This is a genomic window from Paractinoplanes aksuensis, assembly GCF_024137025.1.
Lineage (GTDB): Bacteria > Actinomycetota > Actinomycetes > Mycobacteriales > Micromonosporaceae > Actinoplanes > Actinoplanes aksuensis.
The window spans coordinates 291425-305245 of the sequence record NZ_JAMYJR010000009.1 but is presented as its reverse complement, the minus strand read 5'-3'; the positions used below and the strand labels follow the sequence as shown (position 1 = coordinate 305245).

Genomic DNA, 13821 nt, shown 5'->3' with positions numbered 1-13821 from the left:
AAGTGCGAAACAACCCCGCAACTTGATCGATCCAATCTTGCCTTATCAGAATTTGATCGTTCAAGACCTAGGAAGGGTCTAGTTGGTGGAAAAGGTGACGATCGCGACGGTGGCCCAACGGGCCGGTGTCTCGCGGCAGACCGTGTCCAACGTGATCAACACGCCGGACGTGGTGCGCGAGGAGACCCGCGAGCGGGTCCGCGAGGCCATCACCGAGCTCGGCTACCGGGTCAACCAGGCTGCCCGGCAGATGCGCACGGGCCGGTCGCGGCTCATCGCGGTGCGCATCGAGCCGGCCCGCGACGGCATCAACGGCTCGGTCCTCGACCGCTTCCTGCACGGGCTGACCGACGCCGCCGGGCTGGCCGGCTACCGGGTCATGCTCTACACGGCGGCCGACGACAACGACGAGATCGCCACCTACGACGAGCTGCTCTCGGCGTACGACCTCGATGCGTTTGTTCTGACCAGCACCCACCACGGCGATCCGCGTACGTCCTGGCTGGCCGCGCGGAGCGTGCCGTTCGTGACGTTCGGCCGGCCGTGGGGCGCGCCCGACACCCACTCGTGGGTCGACATCGACAACGCGGCCGGCACCGCCGACGCCACCCGTCACCTGCTCGCGGCCGGTCACCAGCGGATCGGTTTCCTGGGCTGGCCCGCCGGTTCGGGGGTCGGCGACGCGCGCCGGGAGGGCTGGCACCGGGCGTTCGGGCCGTGGGGCGTCTCGGCCGCGACCACCGACGGCGTGGAATCCGGCGCCGTCGCCGCGCGCAGCCTCCTGACGAACGACGAACCGCCGAGCGCGCTCGTCTGCGCCAGCGACTCCCTCGCGCTCGGTGCGCTCCAGGCGGCCCGGGAGCTCGGGTGCGACTGCGCGGTTGTCGGCTTCGACGACACCGCGGTCGCCCAGGCGATCGGGCTCACCAGCGTCAGCCAGCCGCTGGCCGAGGCGGCCGCCCGCTGCATGGGCCTGCTGGCCGAACTTCTCGACGGCCGCGCGCCGTCCGTCCCCACCACCGTCCTGCTCCCGCCCTCCCTGGTGCTCCGCCAGACGGCCTGACCCCTGGAGATCCCCCGATGACCAGACTTCGCCACGCGGCCCTGGCCGCCGCGCTCGCCGGGTCGCTCGTAGCGGCCGGCTGCGGCAGCGGCTTCGACGACAACGGCTCGACCACCACCCAGCAGAGCGCGGGCCCGGCCGACCTCAAGATCATGATCGCTTCGTCCGGTGACGCCGAGACCAAGGCGGTGCAGGACGCGGCCGCGCAGTGGGCCACCAGCAGCGGCAGCAAGGCGACCGTCACGCCGGCCCAGGACATCGTGCAGCAGCTCGGTCAGGCGCTGGCCGGGAGCACGCCGCCGGACGTGTTCTACGTCGATGCCGCCCGCTTCGCCGACTACGCCAGCGTGGGCGCCCTGGAACCGTACGCCCAGGGGTTGGACGGGGTTGACTCGTTCCTGCCCAACCTGCGGCAGAGCTTCACCTATCAGGACAAGCTGTACTGCCTGCCCAAGGACACCTCGACGCTGGCCCTGCAGATCAACACCGACCTGTGGACCAAGGCCGGGCTGACCGACGCCGACATCCCGACCAGCTGGGAGCAGCTGCGCACGACGGCCGCGAAGATCAAGGCCAAGAACATCACGCCGCTGGCCATCGGCGACACGCGGGACCGGGTCGGCGCCTTCCTGGTGCAGGCGGGCGGCTACTGGGTCAGCCCCGACGGCAAGCAGGCGACCGGGGACACGGCCCAGAACGTCGAGGCCCTGACGTACGTCCAGGGGCTGTTGAAAGATGGTTTGGCCAAGTACCCGAAGGCGCTGGACACGGGCTGGGCCGGCGAGGCGTTCGGCAAGGGCAAGGTGGCCATGACCATCGAGGGCAACTGGATCAAGGGCGCCCTGAATGCCGACTTCCCGGACATCAAATACACCGTGAAAGAGCTGCCGGCCGGGCCCAAGGGCAAGGGCACGCTGTCGTTCACGCAGTGCTGGGGGATCGCCGCCAAGAGCCAGTTCAAGCAGCAGGCGGTCGCGTTCGTGCAGGCCATGACCAGTGCCGAGCAGCAGCTGAGCTTCAGCAAAGCGTTCGGCGTCATGCCCTCGCGGCAGGACGCGCAGGCCACCTACCAGCAGCAGAACCCGTCCGACGCGCCGTTCGTGGCGGGCGCCCAATACGCGCAAGGGCCGGTGAACGCCCCCAAGATGGACAGCGTGCTGGCCGACCTCGACGCCGGTCTGCAAGGGCTGCAGGGCGGCGATCCGAAGGCGCTGCTGCAACGCTTCGACAAGAACGCCAAGACGGCTCTGGGCGGCTGACCTTGGCCGGGATCAGGGGCAACGAGCGGCCGGCGGGGTGGCTGTTCGTCGCCCCGGCGGTGCTCATCCTCGGTCTGTTCATGCTGCTGCCGATCCTGATGGCGTTGTGGGTCAGCCTGACCCGCTGGAACGGCCAGGGCAGCCCGTTCACCGGCAGCGTGCCCTTCGCCGGGCTGGACAACTACACCAAGTTGTTCACCGACGAGGGGCTGGCCCGGCAGGACTTCATGACCAGCATCCGCAACAACGCGTACTACGTGCTGCTGGTGGTGCCGATCCAGACCGTGCTCGCGCTCGCCCTGGCCCTCGTCGTCAACAACCGGCTGCTCAAGGGCAAAGGCTTCTTCCGTACGGCGTTCTACTTCCCGTCCGTCACGAGCTCGGTGGCGATCAGCGTCGTCTTCCTGTTCATGTTCGCCAACGGCGGCGCGATCAACGCGATCCTGGCCGTCTTCGGCATCGACGGGCCGCAGTGGTTCTCCGATCCGAGAGGGCTGGTGCACCTCTTCTTCGATACGCCGCCGTCTTTTCTCACTGAGCACAGCCTGTTCGGGCTGAGCTGGTGGGATTGGCTGGCCGGGCCCAGCGTGGCCATGTGCGCGATCATCGCGCTGGTCATCTGGACCACCTCGGGCACGTTCATGGTGATGTTCCTGGCCGCCCTGCAGAACGTGCCGGTGCAGCTGGAAGAGGCCGGCCTGATCGACGGCGCCTCGGCCTGGCAGCGGCTGCGCCACATCATCCTGCCCCAGTTGCGGCCGACCACGTTCCTGGTCGTGACACTCGGGCTGATCGGCACCTGGCAGGTCTTCGACCAGATCTATGTGATGAGCCAGGGCAATCCGGCCAAGACCACGCTGACCCCGGCCTTCCTCTCGTACCGCACCGCGTTCCGCGACTTCGACTACGGCACCGGCGCGGCGATCTCGTTCGTGCTGTTCCTGATCATCGTGGTGCTCACCCTCGTCCAGCGCCGGCTGACCCGGGAGCGAAACTGATGATCCGCACGCTGACCTCGCGCTTCCTGGGCTACGCGATCCTGATCTTCTTCGCGCTGGTCTTCCTCTACCCCTTCGTCATCCAGATCGCCAACGGCCTCAAGACCGAGGCCAACGCGGCGGCCAACCCGCTCTCACCCTTCCCCGACCCGCTCACCTGGGTCTCGTTGGAGAGGATCTTTTCCGGTACGGGGTTCCCGACCTGGCTCGGCAACTCGGTGCTGGTCACGGTGGTGGTGACGATCGGCCGGGTCGCCTTCGGCTCGATGGCCGGCTACGCGCTGTCGCGGCTGCAGTTCCGGGGCCGCAAGGCGTTGTTCGCGGGCCTGCTGGCCCTGATGGCGGTGCCACCGGTGGTGCTGCTGATCCCGAAGTTCCTCGTGCTCAACCAACTGGGCATGTACAACAGCTACTCCGGCCTGATCGTGCCCCTGCTGGCCGACGCGACCGGCATCTTCGTGATGAAGCAGTTCTTCGACTCGGTGCCGGTCAGCGTGGAGGAGGCGGCCCGCATCGACGGGGCCGGAGTCTTCCGTACGTTCTGGTCGGTCGTGCTGCCGATGGCCAAGCCGGCCCTGATCACCCTGACCATCCTGTCGTTCACCGGTTCGTGGAACGAGTTCCCGCACACCCTGGTCTCGGTGCAGGACCCGGGCCTGTTCACCCTGCCTCGAGGGCTGGCCGACCTGGTCAGCGGCTCGCTGGGGGCCGGCACGCAGTACCCGCTGAAACTGGGCGCGGCCCTGCTGGCGACCATTCCCGTGGCCATCATCTTCGTCATCTTCCAGCGCTACTTCGTCCGCGACACCACCGCCGGCGCCGACAAGGGCTGACTCGGACGTCGCCGCAGAGTCCACCAGTTGGCGTCCCCAAGAGCGGCCACCAGCACCGGGGCGAGCACGCCGCGCACGATCGTGGCGTCGATGATGATGCCCAGCGCCAGGGCGGTGGCCAGGATCTTCACCTCGGTGGTGGGCACCTGCGCCAGCGAGATGAAGGCCAGGAACAGGATCAGCGCGGCCGAGGTGACCAACCGGCCGGTGCGGGCCAGGCCGCGCACGGTCGCCGCGTCGGTCGGGTGGCCGTCGTCGTGTTCCTCCCTGATCCGCGACAGCAGGAAGACCTCGTAGTCCATGGACAGGCCGAACAGGAAGGCGAACACCGCGATCGGCACCCAGGTGGTGATCGCGCCGGCCGCCCGCTGGTCGAACAACAACTCGGTGCCGTGCCCGTCCTGCCAGATCCAGACCGTGATGCCGTAGGCCGCGCCGAGCGAGAGCACGTTGAGTACCAGGGCCTTGACCGGCAGCACGATCGAGCCCAGGGCCCGGACCAGCAGCAGGGTCGTCACCACGACGATCAGCCCGATCACCCACCACGCGTTGCCGTAGACCGCGGCCACGAAGTCGGCGTCGCCGGCGGGCGCGCCGCCGACCCGGGCGCCGGCGGCCTCGGCCGCGACCCGGACATCGGCCGCGGCGTCCACGCCCGGACCGGTGGAGGTGTCCGCCGTCGTCCAGGCCCGGATCAGCCCCTCGCCGTCGGCGCCGGTCGGCCAGACGACCGCTGCGGCCACGCCGGGCCGATCGGCCACCAGGGCCCGGGTGCCGTCGGGGTCGCTGGTCAGGATGTCGATCGGCGTGCTCAGGCCGGCCCCGATGCCCGAGGAGTCGAGCTGGGTGATCGCTGTCCCGGCCGCGCCGCCGGTGGAGGCGAGCGAGGCGTTCGTCGGCTGCCCCAGCCGGATGCTCAGCACCGGGGCGGCCAGCGCGAGCAGCACCATGGTGGCCGCGATCACCGCCCACCAGCGATGCCGCACCACGGTCGTGCCGATGCGCCGCCACAGGCGGCTGTCCGGGTCGGTGGTCCGCCGGTGCGGCCAGTCCAGACGCCGGCCGATCGTCAACAGCAGCGCGGGCAGCAGGGTCAGCGCCGCAAGCACGCTGATCACGGGGATGAGCAGCCCGGTGAAGCCGACGCTGCGAAGAAACGGGACCGGCAGGGCGATCAGCGCGGCCAGGCTGATCGCGACCGTCACGCCCGAGAAGAACACCGAGCGGCCCGCCGTGGCCATCGACCGGTGCATGGCCTCGGCCGGATCGGCGCCCCGCCCGAGCTCCTCACGCCACCGGGTGACGATCAGCAGGGCGTAGTCGATGGCCACGCCCAGACCGATCAGCGCCAGCAGGAACTGCACGATGAACGAGATGTCGGTGACCCCGGTCAGCGCCCATACGAGCAGGAAGGTGGTGAGGATGGACCCGGCCGCGATCAGCAGCGGCAACAGGGCCAGCGCGGAGCCGAAGACCAGCAGCAGCACGATAAGCGCCCCGGCGCCGCCGAAGATGGTCTCGATCAGCACATCGGCGCCCTGGTCGCCGCCGCCCTCGACCGCTAGCGCGTCCTTGCCGGTCACGGTCACCTGATGCGCCGCGGCCACCTGGGCCAGGGCGGGCAGCGCCTCGGCATACGGTTCCGGGCCGGGAACGGCCCGGGGATAGACCACCACCACCCCGGTCTGCCCGTCGGCCGATCGCAGCGCCTGCTCGTCGGCGTACGACAGGACGCTCGCACCGGACAACGCCTGCTCGACCGCGGCGACCAGCTCACCCGCCCGCTCCGCCGAGGGCTGCCGGTCTACCAGCAGGATCGGCAGCGCATCCCCGCCCGACCCGAACCGCTCCCGGATCACCTGGTTGGTCTCGAAACCGGGCTGACCGGGCAGGGAGAAGTCATAGGTCAGCGCGGCGGTCGCCTTCGGCGTCGCGAACCCACCAGCCACGGCCAGCGCCAGCCAGGCGAACAGAACCCACCGGCGGTGTGCCGTCACGAACCGTGAGACTGCGTTCACGAGGTGAAGGTATCAGGCGCCTGATAGTTCGGTCGCCCCCTACGATCCCCGGATGAGCCTGGAACGGACGTGGCCGGGACCGGCGCCCGACGACATCGCGGCCTGGACCCTCGTGCAGGCCAGCCATCTGGTCGCCCGGCGCTTCCGGTCGGCCTTCGGCCGGCTCGGGCTCTCGCCGACCCAGTTCGGCGTCCTGCTCGAACTCGACCTGCACCCCGGCTCGTCGAACGGCGAGGTGGCGCGGGCGGTGCTGGTGACCCCGCAGTCGATGAGTGATCTGCTGGGCTCCCTGCAACGCCTGGGCTACGTCGAACGGGACGAGTCGGCCGGCCAGGGCCACCGCGTTCCGGCCCGGTTGACGGCCGCGGGCCGGGAGATCCTGCGCGAGTGCGCCGCGGCGGTCATCGGTGTGGAGCAGTCGCTCCGCCTTTCCCCGGTCGAGACCGGCCAGCTCAATTCGCTGCTGCGGGCTGTCCTGGACCGGTCGGACGAGCCGGCCGGGCCCGCTGATCAGAACTGACATCGGAAGGGTCGACGGTCCTGGTGGACCCGAGCCGATAAGTTGTGCTGCTGTGAACCAGCTTTCCGTGCGCGGCCGCCGGGTCCGGGTGCTCGCCACCCTGATCGTGGGGATGCTGCTGCTCGCCGGGACCCTGTGGGGGACCGACGATGATTTTCCGTTCGGGCCGTTCCGCATGTATTCGACGGCGCCCGATCCGAACGGGAATGCCCGTGACACCCGGGTCGAGGGCGTCGACGTCGAAGGGCGCACGGTGGCGATCACCGAGGGCAACAGCGGGCTGCGCCGGGCCGAGATCGAGGGACAGCAGCAGGCGTACGTCGATGATCCGGCCCGCCTGGGCCGGGTGATCACGGCGTACGAGGAACATTCGCCCGGCGCCGCGCCGTTGCGCACGGTCCGCATCGTGACCCGCTGGCACGGCATCAAGCACGCCCGCCCCACCGGCGAGTCGTGGGACGAGACCGTCGTCGAATGGACGCGCCCGTGAAGTGGCTGTTCGCGCCGGTGCCCCTGGGGCGGATCGCCGCCTTCCGCACCCTGGTCCACGTCTTCGTGGCCCTCGACCTGACCGTGTTCACGCCCTGGGTGCTCTCGCACGCCAACACCCCGGGTGAGCTCTACGAGCCGCTGCTCGTCGGCCGGATCCTGCCGCTGCCCACGCCTACCCACACGCTGGTCTGGGCGGTGTTCTGGGCGCTGATCGTGCTCTCGCCGGCCGCGGCCACCGGGCGGGCGCCGCGCATCCTGGGCTGGGCCGTCTTCGCGCTGTACTTCGAGTGGATGATCATCGCGATGAGCTACGGCAAGGTCGACCACGACCGGGTCGGGCTGCTGGTGGCGCTGGCCGTGCTGCCCACGATCGGGCGGGCGCGGTTCGGCGACAAGACGCTCTCCGAGGCGGCCGGGTGGGCGCTACGGCTGACCCAGATCGCCGTCATCTGCACGTACTTCCTGGCCGCGTGGGCGAAGCTGCGGTTCGGCGGCTTCGATTGGCTGACCAGCGCCGTCCTGGCCCAGGCGATCATCCGCCGGGGCACGTGGCTGGCCGACCACATCGCCGTCGTGCCCGGGCTGCTGATCGTGGCTCAGGTCGGCATCATTGTGTTCGAGCTGCTCAGCCCGCTGATCTTCCTGATTCCGCAGCGGTTCCGGTGGCTCGGCGTGGCCTTCTTCTACTCGTTCCACGTGATGACGTTCTCGATGATCACCATCTCGTTCGCCCCGCACCTGGTGGCCCTGGCCAGCTTCCTGGCGCTGGAACGCGTACGCCCGATCGAGTGGGTCCGTGGCCGTTTCACCCGCGCTCCGTCGGTGAGTCAGGCGCCCGAACCGGTGCCGAAGGCGTAGCCGCGGAAGAAGTCAGGAGCCGGTGCCGTAGAGGGCGTCGCGCTGGGCCTGGGGGAGTGAGCAGGCCGCGGTGCCGCCGGGTAGCAGGTGGCGGTGCTCGGCGACCCAGCGGTAGGCCGGCCACGCGGCCAGCCGCACCGGGCCCAGCTGCAGCGCGCCCCCCGCGACCTGCCAGAAGCGGCCGGCGTCGGCCAGCATCAGGGCGATCGCGTCGGGGCCGGCCGCCTTCGTGCCGTCGGCGCCGACCCACTGCACGGCCTCTTCGCACTCGTCGGCCGTCAGGCCCAGCGCGTCGAGGTCGGCGAACTGCCACGGGATCACCCGGGCGTGGGTCGGGATGCGCTTCTCGATGAACTCGGCGCACGAGCTGCAGAACGAGCAGTCGCCGTCATAGACGAAGGTCGGCGTGGTCACCCTTCTATTCTGCGTCGAGCGCCACGTGCAGCCGCAGTTGGGGGACGAGCATGTCGTCCACGTCGAGGGCCCGGCCCGCGCCGTCGGGGGCCCAGCCGGCCGAGCCCAGGAACTTCTGCATCACCTTGTCCTGCTCGTAGGCCCAGGCCACGGCGTGGGTGAAGCCGTCGTCGCGCCAGTGGGCGACCGCCGCCGACAGCAGCCGGCTGCCGTGCCCGCGCCGGCCCCAGCGCGGCTCGATCAGCAGGTCCGTCACCGCGGCCACCGTTTCCGGCAGCGGCGGCTCCTCGGGGGCCAGCGCCTGCTCGTCGGCCGGGCCGGCCGCCGCGAAGCCGATGATCTGGGTTTCCGTCTCGCTCTGCTCGACCGCGATCAGCACCCGGTGCTTGGCCGTGGGCGGTTGCTCGATCGCCTCGGACCAGCCCCGGGCCAGGTAGCCCTCGTCGAGGTTGGCCAGCACGTGGGCCGGGAACATGCGCCGGTAAGCCGAGCGCCACGTGCCCAGCTGGATGCGGGCGATCTCCGCGGCGTCGCCGGGACGCGCGGGACGGACGAAGCCGATTGCCATGCGGGCGAGCCTACAGAGCGCCATTTTTGTCGTACCCCTGCTCTACCGTCCTTCTCGATGGCACTCCCCGAATCGCTCTCCGTCGCCCAGGCCCGCCGCGTCACGCTGGCCGCCCAGGGCTTCGCCGACCCTCGCCCGGGCGGCGCGACCGACCTGCGCCACCTGCGGCGGGTGTTGCGCCGCGTCCACCTGATCCAGATGGATTCGGTCAACGTGCTGCAGCGGGCCCACTTCATGCCGCTCTACAGCCGTCTCGGGCCCTACCCGGTCGAGCTGCTCGAGCGCGCGGCCTACCGCAAGCCGCGCGACCTGTTCGAGTTCTGGGGTCACGAGGCCTCGCTGATCACCACCGACCTGCAACCCTTGTTCCGCTGGCGCATGGCTCGCGCGGGCGAGCTGGCCTGGGGCGGCATGCGCCGGGTGGTGCAGGAACAGCCCGAGCTGGTGACCCGGGTGCTCGACGTGGTGCGTCACCGCGGCCCGATCACGGCGGCCGAGATCGAGCACGACGAGCCCCGCCGCAGCGACCACTGGGGCTGGAACTGGTCGTCGGTCAAACAGGCGCTCGAGTGGCTGTTCTACTCGGGCGAGATCACCGCGGCCGAGCGCACCACCTCGTTCGCCCGCCGCTACGACCTGCCCGAGCGGGTGCTGCCGGCGTCGGTGATCAACGCGCCCACCCCGGCCGAGCCCGACGCCCTGCGGGCCCTGGTCGAGCTGTCGGCGCGGGCGCTGGGGGTGGCCGCCGAGCCCGAGCTGCGCGACTACTTCCGCCTCCCGGTCGACGGGTTCAAACGGGCCGTGGCCGAGCTGGTCGAGGATCAGGTGCTGCGCCCGGTCTCCGTGCCGGGGTGGAAGCAGCCGACCTATCTGCACCATGAGGCCAAGTTGCCGCGTTGGGTGCGGGCGGCCACGCTGGTCAGCCCGTTCGACCCGCTGATCTGGGAGCGGGGGCGCACCGAGCGGCTGTTCGGCATGAACTACCGCATCGAGATCTATGTGCCGGCCGCTCAGCGCCTCTACGGCTACTACGTGCTGCCTTTCCTGCTCGGCGACCAGCTGGCGGCGCGGGTCGACCTCAAGGCCGACCGTAAGACCGGCCGCCTGCTGATCCCGGCGGCCTGGCTCGAGCCGGGCGCCGACCCCGACGAGGCGGCCGTCGCGCTGGCCGGCGAACTGCACCGCCTGGCCGGCTGGCTCGGCCTGTCCGAGGTCGTGCCCCCGGCCGGCGGCGACCTCGCCGGCCCGCTGACGGCTGCCCTGGCAGCCCGGCCCGAGTGAGTCGTGCGCCTGAGCGAGTCGTGCGCCCGAGCGAGTCGTGCGCCCGAGCGAGTCGTGCGCCCGAGTGAGTCTCGGCGAGTGAGCCGGGCGTTCGGGTGAGCCGCGCCGGGGTGGTCGCGCCGGAGTGAGCCGGGCCCGGGTGAGCCGGGCCCGGGTGAGCCGGGTGGAGTCGTGGCCGAGCGCTGCTCGGTGGGGAGCGCCGGACGCCCGTACGAAAGCTGATCTTGGGTGATCGAAGGGCGGCGACGCCGGTGTACCGTGGCGCTCATGAGCGCCGCCACCGCCCCGGACGCCGCCCGCCCGTGGCTGGACGATCAGCCGGTCCAGGGTCCGCCGGTGCCGCCGGAATGGCTGGCCTACTACGCCCAGCAGCAGGAGCCCGACCGGGTCACCCGCTTCGTCCAGCGGATCTGGACCAGGTCGCCGATCTGGGCCGCCCCGCTCGCCCTGCTGGTCTGCATGGGCGGCGCCATCGGCTACACGATGGTCACCCACCCGGCCGAGGCAGGCGCCGGTGACGCCCCCACCTGCCTGCTCAAATACACCACCGGCTTCGTCTGCCCGGGCTGCGGCGGCACCCGCGCGGCCTGGTACCTGTTGCACGGCGACCTGCCGGCCGCGGCCCGCCACCACGCGATCTTCGCCTTCGCCGTTCCTTTCCTGCTTTATCTGTACGTGGCCTGGGCCGCCAAGCGCCTGTTCCGATGGAACCTGCCCCAGCTGAACCTGAGCCCGGCCGTCCTGATCACGTTCGTCGCGGTGTGGGCCGTCTGGAGCGTGGCCCGCAACCTGCCCTGGGCCCCGTTCACCGCGCTCTACGTCTGAGCGGGGCGTCCGATAGGTTGGGGGGTATGACGCACGACCCGCGACCCTTCGGACGGCTGCTGACCGCCATGGTCACCCCGTTCGCGCCGGACGGCTCCCTCGACGTCGAGGGCGCGGCGAAACTGGCCACCTATCTCGTCGACGAGCAGCGCAACGACGCTCTCGTCGTCAGCGGCACCACCGGTGAGTCGCCGACCACCACCGACGCCGAGAAAGAGGTCCTGCTCCGCGCCGTGGTCGACGCGGTGGGCGACCGGGCCCGGATCGTCGCGGGGGTGGGCACCAACAACACCGCCCACACGATCGAGCTGGCGCACGCCGCCGAAAAGGCCGGCGCCCACGGTCTGCTGGTCGTGACGCCGTATTACAACAAGCCGCCGCAGGCCGGCGTGGCCCAGCACTTCCTCACCGTGGCCGACGCGGTCGGCCTGCCGGTGATGGTCTACGACATCCCGCACCGGGCCGGCACGGCCATCGCGACCGAGACGATGTGCCGCATCGCCGAGCACGACCGCATCGTCGCCGTCAAGGACGCCAAGGGCGACCTGATCGCCAGCTCGTGGGTGCTCAGCCGCACCGGCCTGGCCTACTACTCGGGCGACGACGCGGCCACCCTGCCGCTGCTGTCGATCGGCGGGGTCGGCCTGGTCGGCACCTCCACCCATTTCACCGGTGTCCTGGCCAAAGACATGATCGAGGCGTACGAGCGGGGCGACAACGCCGCTGCTCTGGCCGCCCACCGCCAGGCTTTGCCGCTGTTCACCGGCATCTTCCGGGTTCCGGGCACCATGCTGGTCAAGGCGGGCCTCAACGCTCAGGGCCGCCCGGCCGGGCCGGTCCGTTCGCCGCTGGTCGAGGCGACCGGGGCCGAGCTCGACCAACTGCGCCAGGACGCCGCCGCTGCCGGCATCGCCCTGTGACGGGTGCCGCCGCACAAATGAGGAAAGACAGACAAATCTGATATGAGTCAAGCTCACGCGGACCTCGAACCGCCACCGCCGCTGCCCGAGGGCGCCCTGCGCGTCATCCCGATGGGTGGCCTCGGGGCCATCGGCCGCAACATGACGGTCCTGGAGTTCGACGGCAAGCTGCTGATCATCGACTGCGGCGTGCTCTTCCCCGATGTGGAGCAGCCCGGCGTCGACCTGATCCTGCCCGACTTCACGCCGATCCTCGAGCGGCTCGACGACGTCCAGGCGATCGTGCTCACGCACGGCCACGAGGACCACATCGGCGCCGTGCCCTACCTGCTGGCCCACAAGGCCGACATCCCGCTCGTGGGCTCCGAGTTCACGCTGGCCCTGGTCGAGGCCAAGCTGGCCGAGCGCCGGCTCGACCCGTACACGCTGACCGTGCGCGAGGGCCAGACCGAGCAGCTCGGGCCGTTCGGCTGCGAGTTCTTCGCGGTCAACCACTCGATCCCGGACGCGCTGGCCGTGGCCGTGCGCACCCCGGCCGGCCTGCTGCTGCACACCGGCGACTTCAAGATGGACCAGGTGCCGCTGGACGGCCGGATCACCGACCTGGCCGGCTTCGCGCGGCTCGGCGCCGAGGGTGTCGACCTGCTGCTCTCCGACTCGACGAACGCCGAGGTGCCCGGTTTCGTGGCGCCCGAGCGCGACATCGGCCCGGTGCTGAGCTCGATCTTCGGCAAGGCCAAGGGCCGCATCATCGTGGCCAGCTTCGCCTCCCACGTGCACCGCGTGCAGCAGGTCATGGACGCGGCCTGGGAGTACGAGCGCAAGGTGGCCCTGATCGGCCGGTCCATGGTCCGCAACATGGGCATCGCCCGCGACCTGGGCCTGCTCAACATTCCGGACGGTCTGCTGGTCAACCTCGACGAGGCGACCCGGATGCCCGGCGAAGAGATCGTCTTCATGTCGACCGGGTCGCAGGGCGAGCCGATGAGCGCGCTCGGCCGCATGGCCAACGGCGACCACCGGCACATCACGATCGAGTCGGGCGACACGGTCGTGCTGGCCAGTTCGCTCGTACCCGGTAACGAGACCTCGGTCTACCGGGTGATCAACCGGCTGTCCCGGGCCGGGGCCACCGTGGTCCACAAAGAGACGGCCAAGGTGCACGTCTCGGGTCACGCCCCGGCCGGTGAGCTGCGCTACCTGCTCAACGTGGTGCGCCCCAGCAACCTCATGCCGGTGCACGGCGAGTGGCGGCACCTGCGCGCCCACGCCCAGCTCGGCGTCGAGACGGGCGTCGCGCCCGACCGGGTCGTGCTGTGCGAGGACGGCGACGTCGTCGACCTGGTCGAGGGGCATGCCCGCCACGTCGGCCGGGTGCAGAACCGCTACGTGTACGTCGACGGGCTCGCGGTCGGCGACGTCAGCGAGTCGCTGCTGACCGAGCGGCGCATCCTCGGCGACGGCGGCTTCATCTCGGCCACCGTGGTGATCGACTCGGTGACCGGCAAGGTCGTCGGCGAGCCCAACATCTCGGCCAAGGGCTTCTCGGAAGACCCCGACGCGTTCAACCCGGTGATCCCGTTGCTGACCGCCGCGCTGCACCGCTCGGCCGAGGACGGCATCACCGACACCCACCAGTTGCAGCAGGTCGTGCGGCGTACGGTCGGCCGCTGGGTAAACGACGCGTACCGTCGCCGGCCGATGATCGTGCCAACGGTCGTAGAAGTCTGATCCTCATTTAAACCTTTCGCTGCTTCTCCCCGTACTTCTGG

Annotated in this window: 14 protein-coding genes; 11 read left to right on the top strand and 3 right to left on the bottom strand. The window is 70.5% G+C overall.

Translation table 11 applies throughout. From position 1 onward, the window contains the following. Positions 1-85 precede the first annotated feature (85 nt). Genes M1L60_RS10415 through M1L60_RS10400 form a run of 4 tightly spaced genes read left to right on the top strand, consistent with a single transcriptional unit; the run spans position 86 to position 4153 of the window. Entirely contained in the window at positions 86-1063 is a 978-nt protein-coding gene (locus M1L60_RS10415) for a LacI family DNA-binding transcriptional regulator (RefSeq protein ID WP_253237119.1), read from the top strand. A gap of 17 nt (positions 1064-1080) precedes the next feature. Then, positions 1081-2322, top strand: coding sequence for a sugar ABC transporter substrate-binding protein (locus M1L60_RS10410; RefSeq protein ID WP_253237118.1), 1242 nt, complete (start codon positions 1081-1083; stop codon positions 2320-2322). Between the two features lie 2 nt (positions 2323-2324). After that, positions 2325-3320, top strand: a complete 996-nt coding sequence (locus M1L60_RS10405) for a carbohydrate ABC transporter permease (RefSeq protein WP_253237117.1) — start codon at positions 2325-2327, stop codon at positions 3318-3320. Then, positions 3320-4153, top strand: coding sequence for a carbohydrate ABC transporter permease (locus M1L60_RS10400; protein WP_253237116.1), 834 nt, complete (start codon positions 3320-3322; stop codon positions 4151-4153). The genes M1L60_RS10405 and M1L60_RS10400 overlap by 1 nt, the downstream gene beginning before the upstream one ends. On the opposite strand, the gene M1L60_RS10395 is transcribed toward M1L60_RS10400, so the two are convergent. After that, on the bottom strand, positions 4111-6171 hold the full coding sequence (locus M1L60_RS10395; RefSeq protein ID WP_253237115.1) for an MMPL family transporter: 2061 nt from the start codon (positions 6169-6171) through the stop codon (positions 4111-4113). The genes M1L60_RS10400 and M1L60_RS10395 overlap by 43 nt on opposite strands. A 52-nt stretch (positions 6172-6223) precedes the next feature. Between M1L60_RS10395 and M1L60_RS10390 the strand changes: the two genes are divergently transcribed. The 3 genes from M1L60_RS10390 to M1L60_RS10380 are packed head-to-tail and all read left to right on the top strand — an operon-like array spanning position 6224 to position 8041. After that, positions 6224-6691 (top strand): MarR family winged helix-turn-helix transcriptional regulator, encoded by a 468-nt coding sequence (locus M1L60_RS10390; protein ID WP_253237114.1) that lies wholly within the window; start codon positions 6224-6226, stop codon positions 6689-6691. 52 nt (positions 6692-6743) lie between these two features. Continuing rightward, entirely contained in the window at positions 6744-7181 is a 438-nt protein-coding gene (locus M1L60_RS10385) for a hypothetical protein (RefSeq protein WP_253237113.1), read from the top strand. Continuing rightward, complete coding sequence (locus M1L60_RS10380; RefSeq protein WP_253237112.1) at positions 7166-8041, top strand: HTTM domain-containing protein; 876 nt, start codon at positions 7166-7168, stop codon at positions 8039-8041. Before M1L60_RS10385 ends, M1L60_RS10380 begins: the two co-directional genes overlap by 16 nt. A gap of 12 nt (positions 8042-8053) precedes the next feature. Here the strand turns inward: M1L60_RS10380 and M1L60_RS10375 are convergent, their stop codons facing one another. Then, positions 8054-8455 carry a thiol-disulfide oxidoreductase DCC family protein gene (locus M1L60_RS10375; protein WP_253237111.1) on the bottom strand — a complete coding sequence of 134 codons (402 nt, stop codon included), beginning with the start codon at positions 8453-8455 and terminating at the stop codon, positions 8054-8056. Positions 8456-8459: 4 nt separating this feature from the next. Next, positions 8460-9023, bottom strand: a complete 564-nt coding sequence (locus M1L60_RS10370; RefSeq protein WP_253237110.1) for a GNAT family N-acetyltransferase — start codon at positions 9021-9023, stop codon at positions 8460-8462. Between the two features lie 57 nt (positions 9024-9080). Here M1L60_RS10370 and M1L60_RS10365 point away from each other — a divergent pair, with 57 nt between their 5' ends. The 4 genes from M1L60_RS10365 (at position 9081) to M1L60_RS10350 (ending at position 13780) form a co-directional block, all read left to right on the top strand. Continuing rightward, positions 9081-10304, top strand: coding sequence for a winged helix-turn-helix domain-containing protein (locus M1L60_RS10365; RefSeq protein WP_253237109.1), 1224 nt, complete (start codon positions 9081-9083; stop codon positions 10302-10304). 267 nt (positions 10305-10571) lie between these two features. After that, entirely contained in the window at positions 10572-11129 is a 558-nt protein-coding gene (locus M1L60_RS10360; RefSeq protein WP_253237108.1) for a DUF2752 domain-containing protein, read from the top strand. Between the two features lie 26 nt (positions 11130-11155). Beyond that, the gene (gene dapA, locus M1L60_RS10355; protein ID WP_253237107.1) at positions 11156-12049 is read left to right on the top strand and encodes a 4-hydroxy-tetrahydrodipicolinate synthase; all 894 of its coding nucleotides are present in this window, start codon (positions 11156-11158) and stop codon (positions 12047-12049) included. Between the two features lie 42 nt (positions 12050-12091). Beyond that, complete coding sequence (locus M1L60_RS10350) at positions 12092-13780, top strand: ribonuclease J (RefSeq protein ID WP_253237106.1); 1689 nt, start codon at positions 12092-12094, stop codon at positions 13778-13780. Positions 13781-13821: the final 41 nt, after the last annotated feature.